Here is a 22,386-nt window from a genome sequence, read left to right on the forward strand (position 1 = left end):
GGGCTCCTCGTCCCTCGGCGAGGAGGGCCCGCCTGTCGTGCGTCCGCCGGCGCTCGCCGGCAGATCCGATCAGCGGATCGACACACGCAATCGTGCGATCTACGCGTGCGCGCCCCGATTGCACGGCCGTGCCTGTTCTCGGTAACATCTCTGCAGGCGGGACCGATGGAGGTGCGCATGCCCAACCTCGGCTCGGACAAGCCCGGCCTCCGTCACGTGGCAGACCTCGCGGGTGTCTCGCACATGACCGTGTCCCGGGTGCTCAACGATCACCCGAACATCAAGCCCGACACGAAGCGCCGCGTCCTCGAGGCGATCGAAGAGCTCGACTATCGCCCCAACCTCGTGGCCAGGGCGCTCGCCACCCAGCGCACGCGCCGGATCGGCGTCATCGTCGAGAGTGCGGTGGCGCACGGGCCGACCAGCGTCCTGCGCGCGGTCGAGCTGTCCGCCCGAGCGGCGGGGTACTCGGTCACGCCGGTGGCGCTGCACGAGGGCGACGCCCTGTCGCCGCAGGAGGCGGTCGACCATCTCGTCACGCAGGGCGTCGATGCGCTGTGCGTGATCGCGCCGCGCTCGTCGTCGGTCGCCGCGCTCCGCCGCATCGCGATCACGGTGCCGATGCTCGTCGTCAAGGCCGACGCCGACCCCACGTTCCTCACCGTCTCGATCGACCAGCACGCCGGCACGACCCTGGTCGTCGACCATCTGGTCGCGCTGGGCCACCGCGACATCCTGCATCTGGCGGGGCCCCTCGACTGGCTGGACGCCAGGGCCAGGGAGCGCGCGTTCCACACCAGGGCGAAGTCGTGGGGCATCCGCGAGCGCCCGATCGTCGTGGGCGACTGGTCGGCCGACTTCGCGTATGACTTCGCGAAGGGGCTCACCCGGCTGCCCGAGTACACGGCGATCTTCGCCGCCAACGACGACATGGCGATCGGCCTCGTCCACGGACTGCATGACCGAGGGTTCGAGGTGCCGACCGACCTCAGCGTCGTCGGATTCGACGACATCCCCCTCGCCCGGCACTTCCTGCCGCCGCTCACGACCGTGCGTCAGGACTTCGGCTCCCTCGGCGCCTCCGTCGTCGAGATGCTGCGGGCGGCGATCGAGGGCCGCGACATCCCCGCGCTCACCCGCATCCCGACGGAGCTGGTGCCCCGGGCCTCGTCCGCCGCCCCCCGGGAGGTGCGATGACCGCCGACCGAGCCCCCGAGCCGGTCGTGCGTCTGGAGAGCATCACGGTCGAGTTCCCCGGTGCGCGCGCTCTCGACGGCGTCGACTTCCGGCTCTTCGCCGGCGAGGTCCACGCCGTGATGGGCGAGAACGCGGCCGGCAAGTCGACGCTGGTCGGCGTGATCACGGGAACCCATGCCCCGGATGCCGGGTCGGTGCTCGTCGACGGCGAGCCGCGCCGCTTCTCCGGCGTCGCCGACAGCCGCGCCGCGGGCATCGCCACCGTCTTCCAGGAGGCGCAGCTGAGCCCGAACCTCAGCGTCGCCGAGAACGTGATGCTGGGGCGGGAGCGCCGAGGGCGCTTCGGGATCGACTGGCGCCGTACGAGGACGGACGCGGCCGAGGCGCTGGCCTGGCTGGGGCTCGAGGATCTCGATCCGAAGACGCCCCTGTCGCTGCTGACCCCTGCGCAGAAGCAGCTCGTGGCGCTGGCTCGGGCCGTCGTCGACGAGCCGAGGGTGCTGGTGCTGGACGAGCCGACGTCGAGTCTCGACGTCGCGGAGGTCGCGACGCTGATGCGCGTCATCCGTGGGCTCCGCGCGCGGGGCGTGGCGATCCTGTTCATCTCGCACTTCCTCGAGCAGGCGTTCGCGATCAGCGACCGCATGACGGTGCTGCGCGGGGGGAGAAGGGTGGGCGAATACGCCACCCGCGACCTGGACCGCGCGGATCTCATCTCGAAGATGCTCGGCAAGGACATCGAGAGCCTCAGGGCGCTCGGATCCGAACGCAAGGCGCACCACTACGCGTCCGATGGGCAGCCCGCCCTGCAGGCGTCGGATCTGGGCCGCCGCGGCGAGCTCGAGCAGATGGACATCGAGATCCAGCGGGGTGAGATCGTGGGCCTCGCGGGGCTGCGGGGGTCGGGGCGCACCGAGGTGGCCTCGCTGCTGAGCGGCACCGTGCGCGCAGACAGCGGCGCGCTCTGGATCGACGGAGAGCAGGTGCAGCTGCGCAGCCCCTCGGTGGCGCTGCGGCATCGGATCGCGCTGTCGGCGGAGAACCGCGGCACGCATGGGATCATCGGCGAGCTCACGGCCAGGGAGAACATGATCCTGTCGCTGCAGGCACTGCGCGGCTGGTCGAGGCCGCTCGCGCCGGCCGAGGCCTCGGCCCTCGTGGAGACCTATGTCGAGGCCCTGCATCTCGATCCGGCCGATCTCGATCGACCGGTCGGCGTGCTCTCGGGCGGTACGCAGCAGAAGATCCTGCTCGCTCGGGCGCTGGCCGTGCGCCCGCACGTGCTGATCCTCGACGAGCCGACCCGGGGGATCGACATCGCCGCCAAGGTCGACGTGCAGCGGCGGATCAGCCAGCTGGCGGGAGACGGGGTCGCGGTGGTCTTCATCTCGTCGGAGCTCGAGGAGGTCGTGCGGCTGAGCGATCGCATCATCGTGCTCAAGGACCGCGAGAAGATCGGCGAGCTCAGCAACGGACCGGGTGTCACGGTCGACACGGTCGTGGAGATGATCGCCGCAGAGCTCGGCCACAGCGTCGAACTGTGATCGGTAACAGAATCGTTAGACACCGAAACCGTTGATTTGAGGAACACCTCTTGTGTTCCAGAAATTGTTCCCGGTAACATCACGGCAGGACACGCGATATCGCGGTCCTGCAATCACGACAGGGACCACGGCGGTCCATCGTTGCCGGAGTGACTACCGGCGTCTCGAAGAGGAGAGAAAATGTCCGCGAAGAAGCGCATCCGCATCGCGTTCGGCCTGGCAGCAGTCGGCGCACTCACCATCGGCCTCGCGGCCTGCTCGACCGGAGACTCCGGGGAAGAGGGCGCAGGTTCCGACGGTGTCACCACCGTCGGCTTCGTCGCCGTCGGACCCGAGGGCGCCTGGCGTGAGGCCAACGAGCAGAACATCCAGGACACGTTCACCGAGGAGGCCGGGTACAACCTCAAGTACGCCCCGGCCACCAACCTCGACCAGAAGTCGCAGATCGACGCGTTCACGTCGTTCGTCGATGAGGGCGTCGACGTGATCCTGCTGTCGGCCACCGAAGCCTCCGGCTGGGAGGACTCCCTCAAGCGTGCGCAGGAGGCCGAGATCCCGGTGATCCTCCTCGACCGCGGTATCGAGCCCGACGACGACAGCCTGTACGTGACCCGCATCGCCCCCGACAACGTCGAGGTCGCGAAGGAGGTCGGCGCCTGGGCCGCCGCCACGTTCCCCGACGGCGGCAACTACGTCGTGCTCGAGGGTCCCGCCGGCGTCGGCGTCGTGAACGAGCGCAACGAGGGCTTCGATGAGGGACTCGCCGGTTCGTCGCTGAAGAAGCTCGACGCGCAGACCGCCAACTGGTCGGCCGAGGAGGGCAAGAGCGTCTTCGAGACCATGCTCAAGTCGTCGGGCAACGACATCCAGCTCGTGTTCGCGCAGAACGACGAGATGGGACTCGGCGCGGCGCAGGCCGCCGAGGAGGCCGGCCTCGTCGTGGGCACCGACGTCAAGATCGCCACGATCGACGGCACCAAGAACGCCATGACGGCCCTCGCCGACGGTGAGCTCAGCTACGTGCACGAGTACAACCCGCTGTTCGGCGACACCGCTCTCGACGTGGTGGAGAAGACGCTGGCCGGCGAGGACGTCGACTCGTACATCGTCGTCCCGAGCGAGGCGTTCGACTCCGCCGAGGCCGCGCAGGCCGTGCTGGCAGACCGCAAGTACTGATCGAGAACCGACCCCGACGCCGGAGGGATCCGGCAGCGAGTCCGGGTGGCGCAGACGCTGCGCCACCCGGACTCTCCCGGACGGAGAGACCCATGAACGAAGAACTTCCCCTCGTCGAGATGCGCGGAATCTCCATCGAGTTCCCCGGTGTGAAGGCCCTCGACGCCGTCGACTTCCGCCTGTTCCCCGGCGAGGTGCACGCGCTCATGGGTGAGAACGGCGCGGGCAAGTCGACGCTCATCAAGGCACTGACCGGCGTGTACCGCATCGACTCCGGCTCGATCGTCGTCGCAGGCAGCGCGCGCAGCTTCGGCGGCGCCGGCGACGCGCAGGATGCCGGGATCTCGACGGTGTACCAAGAGGTCAACCTCGCACCCAACCTCTCGATCGGCGAGAACGTGATGCTCGGCCACGAGCGCAGGGGCGTGTTCGGCATCAACTGGACGGCGACCCATCGCGCGGCCGGCGAGGCGCTCGAGCGTCTCGGACTCGGCCACCTCGACACCCGCAAGCCCCTGTCGACGCTCTCGATCGCCCTGCAGCAGCTCGTGGCCATCAGCCGCGCGATGGCGATCAAGGCCAAGGTCCTCATCCTCGACGAGCCCACCTCGAGCCTCGACGCGGCCGAGGTCGAGGGGCTGTTCACCGTCATCCGCTCGCTGCGCGACCAGGGTGTCGCGATCCTGTTCGTCTCGCACTTCCTCGACCAGGTCTATGCGATCAGCGACCGTCTCACGGTGCTGCGCAACGGACGGTACGAGGGCGAGTACCTCACTCGGGAGCTCGACCGGCACGCCCTCATCTCGAAGATGATCGGCAAGGATCTCGACACCCTCACCTCGCTCGGCGGCAACCGACGCCGCGAGCCGCGCGACCCCGCCGAGCAGCCGCTGCTGTCGGCGACCGGGATCGCCAGACGGGGTGCGGTCGAGGCGACCGACATCGACATCCGCCCCGGCGAGGTGGTCGGATTCGCGGGCCTGCTCGGCTCCGGCCGCACCGAGCTCGCGCGGCTGCTGTACGGCGCGGATCGCGCTGACGAAGGCTCCATCGAACTGCACGGGCAGCGTGTGGATCTCCGCTCGCCCGCCGACGCACTGCCCCGACGGCTCGCCTTCTCGACCGAGAACCGCCGCGACGAGGGGATCATCGGCGACCTGACCGTGCGAGAGAACATCATCCTCGCGGTGCAGGCCGAGCGCGGCTGGGCGCGGCCGATGAGCCGCAAGGAGCAGGACGCGATCGTCGACCGCTACATCGAGCAGTTCCACGTGCGACCGGCCGACCCCGATCGCATGATCAAGAACCTCTCGGGCGGCAACCAGCAGAAGGTGCTGCTCGGACGCTGGCTCGCGACGCAGCCCGAGCTGCTGATCCTCGACGAGCCGACCCGAGGCATCGACGTCGGCGCCAAGGCCGAGATCCAGGAGGCCGTGGCCGAGCTAGCCGAAGAGGGAGTCGCGGTCGTGTTCATCTCGTCGGAGCTGGAGGAGGTCGTGCGACTGTCCGAGCGGATCGTCGTGCTGAAGGACCACCGCAAGATCGGCGAGATCCAGAACGGCCCCGATGTCACCGCACAGGTGATCGTCGACGTCATCGCCGCCCACGGTGTGGACGCCGCGGCCGAGACCCTCGACGACGCCGACGGCGCAGTGACCGATAGCATCGCCCCCACGACCGACAAGGAGGCAGCGCGATGACCGCGTCAGCCGGCACCGCCATCTGGCGGGATCTGATCCACAAGCCCTTCTTCTGGGGGATCGTCGCGATCCTCGCGCTGCTCGCCCTGAACGTCGTCAAGGATCCGACGTACCTCGCGCTCTCGATCAACCCCAACAACGGCAACCTCGTCGGCAACCTCGTCGACATCCTGCGCCAGGCCGCCCCGGTGATGATGATCGCGATCGGGATGTCGCTGGTCATCGCCACCGGCGGCATCGACCTCTCCGTCGGCTCGCTCATGGCCGTCGCCGGCGCGGTCTCGATGGAGTTCCTCAGCGCGGCCGGCGACTCGTTCGGCGCGGCGCTCGCCGCCGTCGGACTGGCGCTGGTGATCACCGGCATCCTCGGTGCGGTCAACGGACTGCTCGTCGCCTACGTCGGGCTGCAGCCCTTCATCGCCACGCTGGTGCTCATGCTCGCCGGTCGAGGGATCGCCAAGGTGATCACCGGCGGGCAGAACACCACCGCCTCGAACGACTCGTTCCGGTGGATCGCGAACGGCTTCGTGATCGGCATCCCCGTCGTGTTCATCCTCGCCGTCCTCATCGTGATCGCGGTCGGGTGGGTGGTCAGGCGCAGTGCGCTCGGGCTCATGATCGAGGCGATCGGCATCAACCCCAAGGCGAGCCGCATGGCCGGCATCAAGCCGAAGGGGCTGCTGCTCACCGCGTACATCATGAGCGGCATCCTCGCCGGGGTCGCCGGCATCATGTCGGTCGGCAGCGTCATGACCGTCGACATCTCCCGCACCGGCTACCAGCTCGAACTCGACGCCATCTTGGCGGTCGTGATCGGCGGCGCCTCGCTCGCGGGCGGCAAGTTCTCGCTGAGCGGCGCGTTCGTCGGCGCCCTCCTCATCGCCACCCTCGACAAGACCGTGCTGTACCTCGGCGTCTCGTCGTCGGCCACCCCGGCCTTCAAGGCCATCGTCATCGTCGTGCTGTGCCTGCTGCAGTCGCAGCGGGTGCGCAGCTGGTTCACACGTCGACGCCGGGAGCGTCCGGTCGAACAGCTGCTGCAGAAGGAAGAGGTGTCGGCATGACCGCCCTGACCGTCGAACCCCGTCCCACCGCACGCTCGACGGAGACGCTCCTCGACCGCGTGCAGCGCATGATCCGTGCCAACCCGTCGGTGCTGCCGACTGTCGCCTCGGTCGTGATCTTCGTCGGCATGGTGATCTTCGGAGAGGTGGCGTACGGTCGCATCCTGCAGTTCAACACGCTGTCGAACCTGCTCATCAACAACGCGCACCTGATCGTGCTGGCCGTCGCGCTGACCTTCGTCATCCTGACCGGAGGCATCGATCTCTCCGTCGGATCGGTCATCGCGGTCTCGTCGGTGGCCGGAGTCATGCTCTCGAATGCGGGATGGAACGCATTCGCCGTCATCGTCGCGATGATCGTCATCGGGATGCTGTTCGGGGTCGTCTCGGGCGTGCTGATCCGATACTTCAACGTGCAGCCGTTCATCGCGACGCTCGCGATGATGTTCCTCGGTCGAGGGCTCGCCTCGCTGCTCAGCACCAAGCCGGAGCGGCTGGGCGAGGACTCCCCGATCCGCTGGATCGGGTCGCAGCTGAAGATCATCGACGGGCCGAAGGTGAACGACCTCGTCATCACCCCGGCGGTGCTCATCGCGGTGATCGTCGTTGCTGTCGCGTTCTTCGTGCTGCACCGCACCCGCACCGGACGCACCGTCTATGCGATCGGCGGATCCGAGAACTCGGCACTGCTGATGGGGCTGCCCGTACAGCGCACCAAGGTCCTGGTCTACGTGATCAGCGGTGGTCTCGCCGGTCTCGCCGCGGTGCTGTACACGGCACGACTGGGCACGGCGCAGAACATCACCGGCATCGGGTGGGAGCTCGACGCGATCGCCGCGGCCGTGATCGGCGGAACCGTGCTGACCGGTGCGTACGGCTACGTGCTCGGATCGGTGATCGGCGCACTCGTGCTCGGACTCATGAACGTGCTGATCACGCGCGACGGCGGCATCCCGCCCGAGATGACGACGATCATCACCGGAGGCATCCTGCTCGTGTTCGTGCTGCTGCAGCGGGCGGTGATCCGCAAGCGGGAGTAGCGGCGTCCGGACGCCATCGACGACGAACGGCCCCCTCTCGATCGAGAGGGGGCCGTTCGTGTGCGCGAGATGCGGCTGCGTCAGCTCGTCGGGATCCACACCCGCATCGTCGACGGGCCGCGCCGAGCCCAGTCGTGGTAGGCGACCAGGGGCGCGTCGGATGCCTCTCCCGTCGAGCGATGCCGCACCGGCAGCACGACGTGACCGTCCCGCTCGACGGGCTCTCCGGCAACGACCGCGTCTCCGACGTCGGCGCCGAGGTCGATCGACTCGAGCGCCAGGACCTCGGGGCCCCGTTCGATCACGACGCTGCCCCGCACGGCATCGACCATCGGATGCGGTGCCGTGGCGCGCGCCACGATCGGCAGCGTCAGCTCGACGACGTCGCCGGCGCGGAACGCCTCAGCGACTCGGAACACGCCCGCGGGCGCAGCGGACTCGCGCGCCTCGTCGCCGCTGTGCACGCGCACCGTCGCCCCCGAGGCCCAGGAGGGCACGCGCAGCGTCAGGGCGAACTCGGCGTCTTCGGTGATCGTGATCCGCACGACCCCCTCGGTGGGGTAGGTGGTCGACACGTCGAACGCGACGACCCGGCCGTCCGGCAGCGTCGTGCGCACGGTCGACGGCGCGTACTGGTGCAGCTGCACGCCGTCGTCATCGGCCGTCGCGACGTAGGCGGCGAGGCTCGCGAAGGTGCGCGCCACGTTCGGGGGGCAGCAGGACACCTCGAACCACGGTGCCCGCAGCGATGACGAGGCGCGGGGGGAGGTCGCGTCCGGGTCTGCGGGAATCCCCGGCGTGCGCTGATGCAGCGTGTTGGCGTAGAAGAACGAGCGGCCGTCCGACCCCGGAGAGGTCGCGACCACATTGAACAGCGTGCGCTCGATCAGGTCGGCGTACTGCGCCTCGCCGGTCGCGAGCAGCAGGCGCCACGAGAACATGATCGATCCGATCCCCGCGCAGGTCTCGGAGTAGGCGCGATCCGACGGCAGCTCCCAGTCGTCGCCGAACGCCTCGTCCTGATGGTGCGACCCCTGGCCGCCCGTGACGTAGGTGCGGCGCTCGACCGTGCGATCCCACTGCGCGCGCAGGGCGTCGAGCAGCGACGCATCCGACAGCTCGGTCGCCACGTCGGCGGCGGCGGCGGAGAGGTAGTTGGCGCGCACCGAGTGCCCGCGCAGCGCCTCGGCGTCGCGCACCGACACGTCGTCCTGGAAGTAGCTGCGTCCCCACTCGATCTCGCCCAGCGAGCCGCGGCCGTGCCGCTCGACGAACAGGGCGGCCTGATCGATGTAGCGCCTCTCGCCGAGCGCTCGGCCCAGCTCCGCCAGGCCCACCTCGACCTCGGAGTGCCCGCAGATCGCGTCGCGTCCGTCCGCGCCGAACTCGCGGCAGACGAGGTCGGCGGCGCGGCGGGCGATGTCGATCAGCCCGTCATCCGCCTCGGGTCGCGTGCGGATCCGCGCGACGGCCGCCTGGAACAGGTGTCCGAGGCAGTACAGCTCGTGGCCCCACTGCAGCGCTGTCCACCGTTCGTCCTGACCCTCGCGTCCGAACATCGTGTCGAGGTACCCGTCGGGTTCCTGCGCGGCGCCGACCCGCTCGACGATGCGACGGAATCGCCGCTCGAGGTCGTCGTCGGCCCCGGCATCCGTGCGGCCGATCTCCCACGCGAGCGCCTCGAGGTACTTGTAGATCTCGGAGTCGGAGAACTCGCGTCCGCGGCGTCCGGCCGGCAGCGAGCCGGCGGCCGCGAGGTCGAAGTTGGGCAGCCAGCCCTCCGATTCGAGTCGCGATTCGATGTGCGCGAGCGTGGCCGACCCGTTGACGGCCTGCCGCTCGCCCCAGAATCCACCGGTGATCGAGACCTCGTCGAGGCCGAGAGGGCGCAGGCGTCCGCGGGTGGGGACCACCGGAGCGGCGGGTGCGGTGGTGTCGAACATGGTCATCCCTTGAAGGCGCCGGACATGAATCCGCGCACGTAGTGTCGTTGCAGGATCAGGAAGAGCAGGATGCAGGGGAGCGCCAGCACGACGACCCCGGCTTCGGTTGCGCCGTAGTCGACGACGCCCTGCACCTGGCCTCGGAGGTTCGCGACCGCGAGCGGCAGCGTCATGCGGTTGGTGTCGTTGATGAGGATCAGCGGTGCCATGAAGTCGTTCCACGCGGTGAGGAACGCGAACAGGCCGACCGTCACGAGCCCCGGCTTGACCGCGGGCAGCAGCACCCGCCACAGGGCGCCCCAGCTGGAGCATCCGTCGACCATCGCGGCCTCGTCCATCTCGCGGGGGATCGACTCGAACGAGATGCGCATCATGAACATCGAGAACGGCAGCTGGAACATCGTGATCACCAGGGCGACGCCCACGAGCGAGTTCTGCAGGCCGACGGCGTTGAGGATCACGTAGAGCGGGATCAGCAGCGTCGCATAGGGCACCATCAGGATCGCGAGCGTCAGCAGGAACAGGGCGTTCTTGCCGGGGAACGAGAAGCGCGCGAACGCGTATCCGCCCAGCAGCGAGATGAAGAGCGTGAGGGTGACCGTGAGTACTGAGACGAAGAGCGAGTTGCCGAGGTACACCCAGATGCCGGCCTGGTAGTCGCCGAGGGCGATGTAGTTGCCGAAGCCCCAGCCGTCGGTCTGACTGGTGCCGGCCACAGGGCTGAGCGACGACACACCCGTCCAGATGAGGGGGTAGAGGAAGATCACGGCGAGTGCGGTTGTGAACACCCAGTACGGGATGCCGAAGATGACCCGCATCGCCGTCGAGCGGTAGCGCGGAGTGGTGGGCTGGCTGTTCGGCGCGACGATCGTGCGGGTGAGCGTTTCGGTCATGGTTCTCAGCTCTCATCCGGACGCCGGAAGGCGCGCAACTGGAAGACGTTGATGACGATGAGTGCGAGGAGCACGATCACCGAGAGGGCTCCGGCGATGCCGAGGCTGTTCTGGCCCTGGAAGGCCACGTTGTAGATGAGCTGCACGACCGTCATCGTGCTGTTGTCGGGGCCGCCCTTGGTGAGGATGTAGAACTGCTCGAAGGCGAGCAGCGATCCGGTCACGCACATCACTGTCGTCAGGGCGAAGGTCGGCTTGAGCAGCGGCACCGTGATGTGGCGGAACGTCTGCCACGGGCTCGAGCCGTCGATGCGTGCGGCCTCGTAGATGTCGTCGGGGATGCCCTGCAGGCCTACCAGCATCAGCAGCATGTAGAAGCCGGCGAAGCGCCACACGATCAGGAAGATCGTCGACCACAGTGCGCCCTCCGGGGTGCCGAGGAACGTGATGCCCCACGACTTCATCAGGCCCGCGAAGGGCCCGGCGATCGGCGAGTAAAGCACGTAGAACAGCAGAGAGGCGGATGCCAGGCCCAGCGCGCTCGGGATCAGGAAGGCGGTGCGCAGGAAGCCCTTCCACCGGGTCGACTCCTGCACGAGCAGGGCGAGCCCGAGGCCGAGACCGATCAGGATGACGGTCGTGATGACGGTGTAGAGCAGCGTGAAGCGGATCGAGTCCCAGAAGAGGCGGTGGGTGACGGCATCCGCGTAGTTCTCGGGGAAGTTGATGCCCCGGTTGCCGCTGAGCAGAGGCCAATCGGAGGCCGACATCTGCACCACCAGCACCAGCGGCACGACGAACAGCAGGGCGACGAAGATCGCGGTGGGGGCGGCATAGAGCCAGCCCTGCACCGGGCCGCCGAACGCGGTGCGCGGTCTGCGGCGCCGCAAGAGGGGTGCGGTCTGGGTCATCTCGGTCTCTTTCGATCGGGAGTGCGGGACGTGCGGGACGGATGCGGGGGCGGCGCGTTCGCTCCGCCCCCGCATCCGTGGTCACTGCGAGAGGATCGCGGTGATCTCCTCGTTGTCGGCCGGCACCGAGTCCTCGCCGTTGAGCACCGCGTTGCGGATCAGCGTGAGCCAGGGGCTGCCCGGAGCGTTGAAGGCCTGCTGGAAGTTGAGCGCCACCGGGGTGTCGCCCTTGGCCGCCACCTCGTTGATCGTGACGAGCCTCGGGTCGGCGGAGGAGTACTCGTTGTCGGCGAGGTCACCGCGCGACACGGCGTTGCCGTCTTTCGCGAGCACCTCGACCTGAGCGTCCTCCGACATCATCCAGTTGAGGAAGTTCCAGGCCTGCGCTGCCTTCTTCGAGTCCTTCGAGATGCCGATCCCGTCGCCTCCGACGAAGGTCGAGACGCCTCCGTCGACACCGGGGATGCCGGCGACGCCGGCGTCGAAGTCGAGAGACGGGAGCAGGGTGGCGGGGAAGGGCATCACGCCGACCTTGCCCTCGCTGAACGCGGCCGTCCACGTCGGGCCGGCCTCGTCGGTCGAGCTGGGGAGCACGGCTCCGGCCTCTTCGAGCCCGGCCCACGTGTCGTACACCGCCTGGGCGGAGTCTCCGTCGAGCAGCGACTCGGTGCCGTCGTCGTTCATGACTTCGTCACCGGATGCCCAGATCGAGGGGAACCAGGTGAACACCAGGCATCCGCCGCAGTTCAGGCCCGTCGCCGTGCCGTAGGTGTCGGGCTTGTTCAGAGCCTGCACGGCCATGGCCGCCTCGGAGAACTCCTCGAGCGTGGCGGGTGCCTTCTCGGGGTCGAGGCCCGCCTCGGCGAAGAGCTCCTTGTTCCAGAAGAGCATCGAGAGGTCGAGGGCGAACGGCAGCACGTACTCCGCGTCGTCGACCGTGCCCGCCGCCAGGTGGCCGGGGTTGATCTCGTCTTTGAAGTCGAGGCCGTCGATCTGCTCGGACATGTCCTGGAAGAGTCCCTGCTGGGCCCAGTTCGGCACATAGACGATGTCGGCGGCGAAGAGGTCGGGCAGCCCTCCCGAGCCGGCTGCGGCGCCGACCTTGGCGACATAGTCGTCGTTGGGCACGACCGTGAGCTCGACCTGGTTCTCGTGGCTCGCGTTGTAGGCGTCGACGAGCAGCTTGGCCTGGCGCTCGATGGGCGCGCGGGTCCACAGCGTCAGCGTCGTGCCGTCGTCGGTCCCCTCCGCCGTGATCGGCTCGTTCGAGGCCTCGTCTGCGGCGGGTGCGCAGGCGGCGAGGCCGCCGACCAGCAGGCCGGCCGCGACGACGGCGGCGGATGCGCGGCGCGCGGCGTGTGTGCGGATGATGTTCATGGGCGGGGGCTCCTCTTGGCTCTTCCTCGAGCGGATGCGGTGTGGCGCTTCGGCAGTGCAGCGCCGGTGTGGAGATGGTGTGGATCCGGATTTTTCGAAACTTACGAAAACCCTTTCGAAAAGGTATAGCGTGGTTGTGACGGGGCCGTCAAGCCTTGTTCCGATAACCTTTCAGCATCAGGGAGTGAGATGAGCGATTCGACCGGAGTGCGGGCTGTGACCCTCGGCGATGTCGCCGCGCGCGCAGGAGTGTCGATCTCGACGGCCTCCAAGGCGCTGAACGATCGCGGTGACGTCTCGGCGGCGACGCGGGCCAAGGTCCGTGCGATCGCCGACGAACTCTCGTTCACGCCCAACGCGATGGCCCGGGGCCTCCTCGCCGGCCGCACGGGCACGGTCGGTCTGCTCACCAGCGACCTCGAGGGTCGGTTCATGCTGCCGATCCTCATGGGCGCCGAAGACGCCTTCGGCGCCGGCCGCATCAACGTCTTCCTGTGCGATGCCCGAGGTGACGCCATCCGCGAGCAGCACCACCTGCGTGAACTTCTGAGCCGCCGGGTCGACGGCATCATCGTCGTGGGGCGGCAGACCGATCCGCGTCCGTCGCTCGGGCAGGAGATCCCGGTGCCCGTCGTCTACGCCTACGCGCCGTCAGACGACCCGCACGACCTGTCGCTGACCCCCGACAACTACGCGGGAGGGCGTCTCGCGATCGAGCATCTGCTCGCCTGCGGACGGCGGCGCATCGCGCACATCTCGGGCGACCCGACCTATGCCGCGGCGCAGGACCGCCTCGCCGGCGCCAGAGCTGCACTCGGCGACGCGGGACTCGAGCTCGTCGGCGAGCCGATGTTCTCGGAGTGGACGGAGCACTGGGGACGCGATGCCGCGGCGATGCTGCTGCAGCGGCATCCCGACATCGATGCGGTGTTCTGCGGGTCGGATCAGATCGCCCGGGGGGCGCTCGACTCGGCGCGGGATCTCGGCCGATCGGTTCCCGACGACCTCGCGGTGATCGGCTACGACAACTGGCAGGTGCTCGCCACCAACGCCCGACCCGAGCTGACCAGCATCGACGCCAACCTGCAGCAGCTGGGTCGCGAGGCGGCGCTGCGGGTGTTCGACGCGATCGACGGCATCGACATCGGTGAGGGCACGCACCGTCTGCCGGTGCGTCTCGTCATCCGCGGATCCACGATCGCCCGACGCTGAGGCGTGCCCGCACGTCCGGTCGATCGTGCGCGCGGCACGGTGCGTCCGATCAGACCTCGTCGCGCCAGGAGTGCTGAGGATCGAAGCCGAGCACGCGGCGGGCCTTGTCGATCGAGAGCAGCGTCTCGTTCGGACCGAACTCGCGGGCGTGCGGCACGTCGGGGAAGACCTCGGCGAGCAGTTCGGCGTTCGGTCGCGACATCACGGTGTCGGCCGCCGCGATGATGAAGGTGTCGAAGCCGGGAGCTGCGACCTCGAGGGCGCGCTCGATCGCCTGGGCGCCGTCCCGTGCGTCGATGTAGCCCCAGAGATTCCACTTGCGACGAAGGGCATCGGCGTCGAAGTCCGGGAACTCCGCGTAGTCCGCGGGGTTCATCACGTTCGAGAAGCGCAGCGCCGTGATCGACAGGTCGGGATGCCAGCGCACGAGCTCGGTCGCCATGCGCTCCTCGAGCGTCTTGACGAGCGAGTAGACCGATTCGGGGCGGGCGGGGTAGTCCTCGTCGACGGGCACGTAGGGCGGTGGCACGTCGAAGGGCAGGCCGAGGACCGTCTCGCTCGACGCGTAGACGACGCGGCGGATGCCGAGGCGCACCGCCGCCCAGAACACGTTGAACGTCGCCGGCATGTTGTTGTGGAAGGTTGCGACGTCGCTGCGGATGCCCGGCGCGGGGATCGCGCCGAGATGCACCACGGCGTCGATGCCGTCATGGCGGTCGCCGACGGCGCCGAGCGCATCCACGACCTGGCCGTAGTCCGTGAGGTCGACCTGCACGAAGTCGGGGCCGCGGGTGCCCGCGACGTCCATGCCGATGACCTCGTACCCGCGGGCGCGGAGCTCCCGCGCGACGACGCTGCCGAGCTTGCCCGATGATCCGGTGAGTGCGATGCGCATGTCACCAGAGTGGCACGAAGGCGGGGAGTCGGGGCCGTGCGGCATACACTCGTCGGCGTGAGTGACACGAACAGCGAGCCCCCGCGCACCGTCGGTGTGCGCGATGTCGCCTCTCGTGCCGGGGTGTCGCGGCAGACGGTCTCCCGGGTGCTCAACGACCATCCCGAGGTCGCGACCGAGACCAGGGAGCGGGTGCTCGCCGCCATGGCCGAGCTGGGATACCGCATGAACAACGCGGCCAGGGCGCTGGGGACCCGGCGCTCCCGCACTCTCGGTGTGCTGGCGACCGACGCGCTGCACTACGGACCCTCGCGCAGCATCGCCGCGCTCGAGGCCTCGGCCCGTGAGGCCGGGTACTGGCTGAGTGCGGCCTTCGCGGACGCGGGTGATGCGGATGCCGTGGTCGCCGCCGTCGACCACCTCGTGATGCAGGGCGTCGAGGGCATCGTCGTCGTCGCACCTCATGCCCACACCCTCGACGCGCTCGACGAGGTGCGCATCGGGGTTCCGGTCGTCACGCTGCACGCGGCCGACCGGGGCGCTCGTGGCCTCTCGGTCGATCAGGCGGCGGGAGCCCGGCTCGCGGTCGCGGCGCTCGCCGACGCCGGTCACACGCGCATCGCGCACCTCGCCGGACCCGCCGACTGGCTCGAGGCTGAGTCCCGCGCCGAGGGATTCGCCGCCGAGCTCGCCGCGAGAGGGCTCGCCGCCGGGCCCGTGTTCGAGGGCGACTGGACCGCGGGCTCGGGCTACGCGGCGGTCGAGGCCGTGCGCGGATCGGGCGTGACGGCCGTGTTCGTGGCGAACGACCAGATGGCTCTCGGGTTGCTCGGCGGTCTGCACGAAGCGGGCCTCGCCGTGCCGGGCGACATCAGCGTGGTGGGATTCGACGACACCCCGGACGCCGCCTACTACTGGCCGAAGCTCACGACCGTGCGACAGGACTTCGCGGAGTTGGCGCGTCGTGCGGTGGCCGCGGTGCTGGCGGGCAGCGCGGAGGCTCCGGCATCCGATCTCCCTCCCGTGGCGCCCGTGCTGGTCACCCGGGATTCGGTCGCTCCGCCGCGCTGACCCGGGATTCGGTGTGCCGACCCGTGCCGTGCCGTCGCGTGCCCTCCCGTCCTGTCCCGTCCCGTCCCGTGCCGTCGCGGCGCGGGGTCGATTTCGCACGGGAATCGCAGGCGGGGTCGATTTCGCACGTTGATCGGCCGTATCCGATGCGAAACTGACCCCGCCTGGGTGTGCGGTGCGAAACTGACCCCGCACGGACGCGGCGACAGCGCGCGTCTTGACCGCCGCCGCACCCGCGTGACACACTTCTGTGACCGGTCACAGTGACCACCGACGACCCGAGGTACCCGTGAGCAACGAAGCCCCCGCCTTCTCCCCCGAGATCGCCGCATCGATCCAGACCGTCCGTGAGGACGTCGCCCGCCTGCACGGCGAACTCGTGCGCTACGGACTCGTGGTCTGGACGGGCGGAAACGTCTCGGGGCGGGTCCCCGGCGCCGACCTGTTCGTGATCAAGCCTTCGGGAGTCAGCTACGACGACCTCGCGCCCGAGAACATGATCCTCTGCGACCTCGACGGCGCCGTGATCGCCGGAACGCCGGGCAGCGATCGCTCGCCCTCCAGCGACACCGCGGCTCACGCCTACGTCTATCGCCACATGCCCGAGGTGGGCGGCGTCGTGCACACGCACTCGACCTTCGCGGTCGCCTGGGCGGCCCGCGGCGAGGAGATCCCCTGCGTCATCACGGCCATGGCCGACGAGTTCGGCGGACCCATCCCGGTCGGGCCGTTCGCGATCATCGGCGACGATTCGATCGGCCGGGGCATCGTGCAGACCCTCTCCGGGCACCGCAGCCGCGCGGTCCTGATGCAGAACCACGGGCCGTTCACCATCGGCGCCGATGCGAAGGATGCCGTGAAGGCCGCCGTCATGGTCGAGGACGTCGCCCGCACCGTGCACCACGCCCGCGAGGCCGGCCCGCTGATCCCCATCCCGCAGGAGGCCATCGACAGCCTCTTCGCCCGCTACCAGAACGTCTACGGACAGAACTCGGACGCCCGACGATGAGCGACACAACCCCCCTCACCACCGCCCGCAGCACCACCGCCCGCGACGACATCGTGGCCGGCCGCACGAGCCTCGGCATCGAGCTCGGCTCGACCCGCATCAAGGCGTGCCTGATCGGATCGGATGCGACCGAGGTGCTCGCCACCGGGTCGTTCGCCTGGGAGAACCGCCTCGAGGGCGGCCTCTGGACCTACGACCTCGACGAGGTCTGGGCGGGCCTGCAGGCTGCGTACGCCGGGCTCGTCGCCGACGCGGAGCGCGCGCACGGCGTGCGCCCCGAGTCGTTCGGTGCCATCGGTATCTCGGCGATGATGCACGGATACCTCGCGTTCGACGCGCAGAGCGAGCTGCTCGTGCCGTTCCGCACCTGGCGCAACACCAACACGGGCGTCGCCGCGGCGGAGCTGACCGAGCTGCTCGGGGTGAACATCCCGCTGCGCTGGTCGATCGCCCATTTGTACCAGGCCGTCGTCGACAGCGAGGAGCACGTGCCGCAGCTCGACTTCGTGACCACGCTCGCCGGATACGTTCACACGGCTCTCACCGGCCGTCGCGTGCTCGGTGTCGGCGATGCATCCGGCATGTTCCCGATCGATTCGGCGACCGGCGACTACGACGAGCGGATGCTGCAGGCCTACGACGCGCTCGCGGCCGACCGCCTGCCGGCGAGCGCCAGAGACCTTCTTCCTGAAGTCCTCCCCGCCGGCGCCGAGGCAGGCATGCTCACCGCCGACGGGGCCGCCCTGCTCGACCCGACCGGCGCGCTGCGCCCCGGCATCCCGCTGTGCCCGCCCGAGGGAGATGCGGGAACCGGCATGGTCGCGACGAACTCGGTGTCGCCCCGCACGGGCAACGTCTCGGCGGGGACGAGCATCTTCGCGATGGTCGTCCTCGAGGGTCCGCTGTCGCAGGTGCACCACGAGCTCGACCTGGTGACGACCCCGGCCGGCGACGCGGTCGCGATGGTGCACTGCAACAACGGGGCGAGCGAGCTCGCCGCGTGGGCCGGACTCTTCACCCGCTTCTCCGCTGCGGCCGGGCAGCCGCTCGACGCCGATGCGGTGTTCGACGCGCTCTTCCGTGAGGCGCTCGAGGGCGAGGCGGATGCCGGTGGCCTGCTCGCCTACAACCATCTCGCGGGCGAGCCGATCGCCGGCCTCACCGAGGGGCGTCCGCTCTTCGTGCGCACCCCCGACAGCGCCTTCACCCTCGCGAACTTCATGCGCGCGCAGCTGTACGGCGTCTTCGGCACCCTCGCGCTCGGGATGCAGGTGCTCACCGACGAGGGCGTCGAGCTCGACCGCATGTTCGCGCACGGGGGGATGTTCCGCACCGCGGGAGTGGCGCAGCGCTTCCTCGCCGGCGCGCTGGATGCCCCGGTCTCGGTGGGCGAGCTCGCAGCGGAGGGCGGGGCCTGGGGCATCGCGGTGCTCGCGTCGTACCTGGCCCATGCCGACACGCGCACCCTGGGGGAGTACCTCGACGGCGAGGTCTTCGCCTCGGCATCCCTCGCCGTGGCCGAGCCCGACCCCGCAGACGTCGCCGGATTCACCGCCTATCTCGACCGCTACCGCGCAGGCCTCGCCGTCGAAGCCGCCGCCACCACCGCTCTCTGAACTGCTCCCGCCAGACCGAAGGATCCGCCATGCCCCGCACCCCGCTCACCACCTCGCTCGACGGCTACGAGGTCTGGTTCCTCACCGGGAGTCAGCATCTCTACGGTCCCGAGACGCTCGCGCAGGTCGCCGAGCAGTCTCAGGAGATCGCCCGCCTCCTCGACGAGGCGGGGGAGGTTCCGGTGAAGATCGTGTGGAAGCCGGTCCTCACCGATTCCGCCGCCATCAAGCGCACCGCTCTCGAGGCCAACGCCGACGAGAGGGTGATCGGACTGATCGCGTGGATGCACACGTTCAGCCCCGCGAAGATGTGGATCGCCGGTCTCGACGCGTTGCAGAAGCCGCTCGCCCACCTGCACACGCAGGCGAACGTCGAGCTGCCCTGGGCCGACATCGACTTCGACTTCATGAACCTGAACCAGGCCGCGCACGGCGACCGTGAGTTCGGCTACATCCAGACGCGTCTCGGCGTGCCGCGCAAGACCGTGGTCGGCCACGCGAGCGACCCCCGGGTGCGTCAGGAGATCGCCACCTGGCAGCGCGCGGCGGCCGGCCTCGCCGCCTCGCGTTCGCTCAAGCTCGCCCGCTTCGGCGACAACATGCGCTTCGTCGCCGTGACCGAAGGCGACAAGACCGAAGCCGAGCTGCGCTTCGGCGTGCAGGTCAACACGTGGGGCGTGAACGACCTGGCGGATGCGGTCGCCGCGGCATCCGCGTTCGAGATCGACGCCCTCGTGGCCGAGTACGAAGAGCTGTACGAGGTGGTGCCCGAACTGCGCCGCGGTGGCGAGCGCCACCAGTCGCTGCGCGACGGCGCCGCGATCGAGATCGGTCTGCGGTCGTTCCTCGAAGAGGGCGGCTTCGGCGCCTTCACCACCTCGTTCGAGGACCTCGGTGCGCTGACGCAGCTGCCCGGCCTCGCGGTGCAGCGTCTGATGGCCGAGGGCTACGGATTCGGTGCCGAGGGCGACTGGAAGACGGCGATCCTCGTGCGGATCGCCAACGTCATGGGGTCGGGCCTGCCCGGCGGGGCGAGCCTCATGGAGGACTACACCTACGACATGACGCCCGGTGACGAGCTGATCCTCGGCGCGCACATGCTCGAGGTCTCGCCGTCGCTCACGACCGCGAAGCCCACTCTCGAGATCCATCCGCTCGGCATCGGCGGCAAGGACGACCCGGTGCGCCTGGTCTTCACGGCAGACCCCGGGCCCGCGATCGTCGTCGCGCTCAGCGACATGCGCGACCGGTTCCGCCTCACCGCGAACGTCGTCGAGAACGTGCCGCCGCGTCAGTCGCTGCCCAAGCTCCCCGTCGGCCGTGCCGTCTGGAAGCCGCAGCCCGACTTCACCACGTCGGCCGCCGCCTGGCTGACCGCGGGTGCCGCGCACCACACCGTGATGTCGACGGCCGTCGGCCTGGAGGCGTTCCGCGACTTCGCCGAGATGGCCGAGGTCGAGCTGCTCGTGATCGACGACGACACCACTCTGCCCGAGTTCCAGAAGCAGGTGCGCTGGAACCAGGCGTACTACCGACTCGCGCAGGGGCTGTGATGACGCAGGGCGCCGCACCGGCCGTCGATGTCGTGGCCGCCGCACGTCTGCGCTCCGGCCGACAGCTGCGCATCGCGGCTCACGGGTACGAGGCGGTCATCGCGAGCGTCGGCGCCTCGCTGCGCGTGCTCACCCACGACGGGCGGGATCTGGTCGTGCCGTTCGACGCCGACGAGGTGCGCCCCGGATACCGCGGCACCACCCTCGCGCCGTGGCCGAACCGCATCGTCGACGGCCGCTACACGTTCGGCGGGGTCGAGCACCGGCTGGCCCTCACCGAGCCGACGCGGGGGCAGGCGCTGCACGGACTTCTGTCGTGGACCGAGTTCGAGGACCGTCTCGTGCTCGACGACCGCGTCGTGCTCGCCGCCGTCATCGAGCCGCAGACCGGGTACCCGTTCCGCGTCGAGGTCGAGACCGAGTACCGTCTCGACGCCGACGGGCTGCATCAGACGGTGACCGCGCACAACCTCGGGGCGGATGCCGCGCCATGGGGCACCGGACCGCATCCGTACCTCGTCGCAGGCCCCGGCCGGGTCGACGACTGGACGCTGGCTCTGCCGGCATCCGACGTGCTCACGGTGACACCCGACCGGCTGAGTCCTGTCGCGGTGGAGGGCGTGACCGCGCATCCGCAGTGGGACTTCCGCGCCGCGCGCCCGATCGCCGACGTCTTCATCGACCACGCCTTCACGGGTCTCGCCCGCGAGGGTGGAGTGGCCGAGGTGCGCCTGGTGACAGATGCCGGGACCGGCGTCGCGATGACCTTCGACGAGCGCTGCCCGTGGGTGCAGGTGCACACGGCCGACAACCCCGAGATCGCCGCGATCCACCGCATCGGCCTCGCGGTCGAGCCGATGACCTGTCCGCCGGACGCGTTCAATTCCGGGACCGACCTGGTCGTGCTCGCGCCCGGGGCTGCGCACGCGGCATCCTGGAGTATCTCCGCGATCTGAGCCGGAGCGGCGGGCTCCGCGTCTCGCGCGGTGCGTTCCGACTGCCGTCTCGCGCGGTGCCGGGCCAGTTCCGCATCCGGCGGTTTGCGGGGTCAGTTGCGCATCCGCACGTTATGCGGGGTCAGTTCTGCATCCGTAACGTTCGATTCCGGTGCGCAAGTGACCCCGCCTGGCGGGAGGTGCGCAAGTGGCCCCGTCTGGCGGGGGCGTGCGCAAGTGACCCCGCCTCGGTGGGAGCTACGCAAGTGACCCCGCCTGGGTGGGCGGGGCGGCGCGAGGCGGCGGATGCGACGTGGGGCGACTGTGGTGCGGTCCGAGCGCAGTTGCGCCCGGCCGCTACGCGGGGTCAGTTCCGCACCCGCACGTTATGCGGGGTCAGTTCTGCGTCCGTAAGGTCCGATTCCGCTGCGCAAGTGGCCCCGTCTGGCGGGGAGGTGCGCAAGTGGCCCCGCCTGGGTGGGAGCTGCGCAAGTGGCCCCGCCTGGCGGGGAGGTGCGCAAGTGGTCCCGCCTGGGAAGGCAGCAGGCGAGGCAGCGCCAGCACGAGCCAGCACGCGGCAGCACGAGGTCGCGACGGATGCGTCGGCCGACGCGTGCGGCGGTCTTGCGTCAGCGGGTGAGCCAGCGGCGCAGCGACCGCGTGACGAAGGGCAGCACCCAGTAGGCCATGATCGGCGTGAGCACCACGGTCGTCGCCAGCACCCGCAGCCAGATGGGCAGCTCGTTCCAGCCGGGAACCGGGCTCATCACGTACGTGAAGGCCAGGTTGACGGGGAAGAATCCGAGCCAGATCGAGATGGCCTGCTTCCACCGCGGCGGCGTGCTCACCATCGCGACCGTGGTCGTCGATCCGTCCGCGCGCGGCAGCGTGATCGTGTCGGTGGTCGGCTCGTCGAACCAGCCTTCGATGCCGGTGCGGCGCTTCACGCGCTCGCTGCGCACGAACTGGTCTCCGGTCGACTTCCACCACTCCCGCTCGCCCGACTGCTCCCACGCGATCAGCGACTTCTCGTCGGTGAAGCGGTAGAGCATGTGCCAGACGTGCGAGTCCTCGCCGTCGCGCACCCAGCCGGAGCCGAGGAATCCCGGGTACCGGTGGGCGAGATTCACGCCGGTCTGCACCCACGCGGTGGCGGCGGCCACGTGCTCGGGGTCGACCTCGCGGCGGATGGAGACGGTGATGGGTTCGCTGGACATGGTGGGTCCTCGGAGAGTGCGGTCGCCCGGGTC

At 69.6% G+C, this 22,386-nt stretch carries 18 protein-coding genes; 12 read left to right on the plus strand and 6 right to left on the minus strand.

Features of this window, described 5'->3' with window-relative positions:
- The first annotated feature begins 177 nt into the window (after nt 1–177).
- From FQ142_RS03455 to FQ142_RS03480, 6 genes are all read left to right on the plus strand, one after another.
- Nucleotides 178–1,197 (plus strand): LacI family DNA-binding transcriptional regulator, encoded by a 1,020-nt coding sequence (locus tag FQ142_RS03455; protein ID WP_149422217.1) that lies wholly within the window; start codon nt 178–180, stop codon nt 1,195–1,197.
- Nucleotides 1,194–2,741, plus strand: coding sequence for a sugar ABC transporter ATP-binding protein (locus tag FQ142_RS03460; protein WP_149422218.1), 1,548 nt, complete (start codon nt 1,194–1,196; stop codon nt 2,739–2,741). Before FQ142_RS03455 ends, FQ142_RS03460 begins: the two co-directional genes overlap by 4 nt.
- A gap of 180 nt (nt 2,742–2,921) precedes the next feature.
- Nucleotides 2,922–3,917: a substrate-binding domain-containing protein gene (locus FQ142_RS03465; protein ID WP_149422219.1), complete on the plus strand. Its 996-nt coding sequence runs from the start codon at nt 2,922–2,924 to the stop codon at nt 3,915–3,917.
- Nucleotides 3,918–4,009: 92 nt separating this feature from the next.
- Nucleotides 4,010–5,617, plus strand: a complete 1,608-nt coding sequence (locus tag FQ142_RS03470) for a sugar ABC transporter ATP-binding protein (RefSeq protein ID WP_149422220.1) — start codon at nt 4,010–4,012, stop codon at nt 5,615–5,617.
- Nucleotides 5,614–6,681 (plus strand): ABC transporter permease, encoded by a 1,068-nt coding sequence (locus FQ142_RS03475; protein WP_149422221.1) that lies wholly within the window; start codon nt 5,614–5,616, stop codon nt 6,679–6,681. Before FQ142_RS03470 ends, FQ142_RS03475 begins: the two co-directional genes overlap by 4 nt.
- Complete coding sequence (locus tag FQ142_RS03480) at nt 6,678–7,721, plus strand: ABC transporter permease (RefSeq protein ID WP_149422222.1); 1,044 nt, start codon at nt 6,678–6,680, stop codon at nt 7,719–7,721. Before FQ142_RS03475 ends, FQ142_RS03480 begins: the two co-directional genes overlap by 4 nt.
- 80 nt (nt 7,722–7,801) lie before the next feature.
- On the opposite strand, the gene FQ142_RS03485 is transcribed toward FQ142_RS03480, so the two are convergent.
- The 4 genes from FQ142_RS03485 to FQ142_RS03500 form a co-directional block, all read right to left on the minus strand.
- Nucleotides 7,802–9,670, minus strand: coding sequence for a glycoside hydrolase family 127 protein (locus FQ142_RS03485; RefSeq protein WP_149422223.1), 1,869 nt, complete (start codon nt 9,668–9,670; stop codon nt 7,802–7,804).
- Nucleotides 9,667–10,557 carry a carbohydrate ABC transporter permease gene (locus tag FQ142_RS03490; RefSeq protein WP_149422224.1) on the minus strand — a complete coding sequence of 297 codons (891 nt, stop codon included), beginning with the start codon at nt 10,555–10,557 and terminating at the stop codon, nt 9,667–9,669. Before FQ142_RS03490 ends, FQ142_RS03485 begins: the two co-directional genes overlap by 4 nt.
- A 5-nt stretch (nt 10,558–10,562) precedes the next feature.
- Nucleotides 10,563–11,468 (minus strand): carbohydrate ABC transporter permease, encoded by a 906-nt coding sequence (locus FQ142_RS03495; protein ID WP_056419291.1) that lies wholly within the window; start codon nt 11,466–11,468, stop codon nt 10,563–10,565.
- An 81-nt stretch (nt 11,469–11,549) separates the two neighbouring features.
- Nucleotides 11,550–12,845 (minus strand): ABC transporter substrate-binding protein, encoded by a 1,296-nt coding sequence (locus FQ142_RS03500; RefSeq protein WP_045253599.1) that lies wholly within the window; start codon nt 12,843–12,845, stop codon nt 11,550–11,552.
- 189 nt (nt 12,846–13,034) lie between these two features.
- On the opposite strand from FQ142_RS03500, the gene FQ142_RS03505 reads away from it, so the two are divergent.
- Nucleotides 13,035–14,057, plus strand: coding sequence for a LacI family DNA-binding transcriptional regulator (locus FQ142_RS03505; RefSeq protein WP_045253600.1), 1,023 nt, complete (start codon nt 13,035–13,037; stop codon nt 14,055–14,057).
- A gap of 49 nt (nt 14,058–14,106) precedes the next feature.
- Here the strand turns inward: FQ142_RS03505 and FQ142_RS03510 are convergent, their stop codons facing one another.
- Nucleotides 14,107–14,952: an NAD-dependent epimerase/dehydratase family protein gene (locus FQ142_RS03510; protein ID WP_149422225.1), complete on the minus strand. Its 846-nt coding sequence runs from the start codon at nt 14,950–14,952 to the stop codon at nt 14,107–14,109.
- 57 nt (nt 14,953–15,009) lie between these two features.
- On the opposite strand from FQ142_RS03510, the gene FQ142_RS03515 reads away from it, so the two are divergent.
- The 5 genes from FQ142_RS03515 (at nt 15,010) to FQ142_RS03535 (ending at nt 21,157) form a co-directional block, all read left to right on the plus strand.
- Nucleotides 15,010–16,023 (plus strand): LacI family DNA-binding transcriptional regulator, encoded by a 1,014-nt coding sequence (locus FQ142_RS03515; protein ID WP_149422226.1) that lies wholly within the window; start codon nt 15,010–15,012, stop codon nt 16,021–16,023.
- A gap of 289 nt (nt 16,024–16,312) precedes the next feature.
- Nucleotides 16,313–17,032, plus strand: coding sequence for an L-ribulose-5-phosphate 4-epimerase (locus FQ142_RS03520; RefSeq protein ID WP_149422227.1), 720 nt, complete (start codon nt 16,313–16,315; stop codon nt 17,030–17,032).
- Nucleotides 17,029–18,648 carry a xylulokinase gene (locus tag FQ142_RS03525; RefSeq protein ID WP_149422228.1) on the plus strand — a complete coding sequence of 540 codons (1,620 nt, stop codon included), beginning with the start codon at nt 17,029–17,031 and terminating at the stop codon, nt 18,646–18,648. The genes FQ142_RS03520 and FQ142_RS03525 overlap by 4 nt, the downstream gene beginning before the upstream one ends.
- Before the next feature lie 29 nt (nt 18,649–18,677).
- Entirely contained in the window at nt 18,678–20,201 is a 1,524-nt protein-coding gene (gene araA, locus FQ142_RS03530) for an L-arabinose isomerase (protein WP_149422229.1), read from the plus strand.
- Nucleotides 20,201–21,157 (plus strand): aldose 1-epimerase family protein, encoded by a 957-nt coding sequence (locus tag FQ142_RS03535; RefSeq protein ID WP_149422230.1) that lies wholly within the window; start codon nt 20,201–20,203, stop codon nt 21,155–21,157. The genes araA and FQ142_RS03535 overlap by 1 nt, the downstream gene beginning before the upstream one ends.
- 608 nt (nt 21,158–21,765) lie before the next feature.
- Here FQ142_RS03535 and FQ142_RS03540 read toward each other — a convergent pair.
- Entirely contained in the window at nt 21,766–22,353 is a 588-nt protein-coding gene (locus tag FQ142_RS03540) for an antibiotic biosynthesis monooxygenase (RefSeq protein WP_149422231.1), read from the minus strand.
- Nucleotides 22,354–22,386: the final 33 nt, after the last annotated feature.

Source organism: Microbacterium sp. ANT_H45B, from assembly GCF_008369345.1.
In the GTDB taxonomy this organism is placed as follows: domain Bacteria; phylum Actinomycetota; class Actinomycetes; order Actinomycetales; family Microbacteriaceae; genus Microbacterium.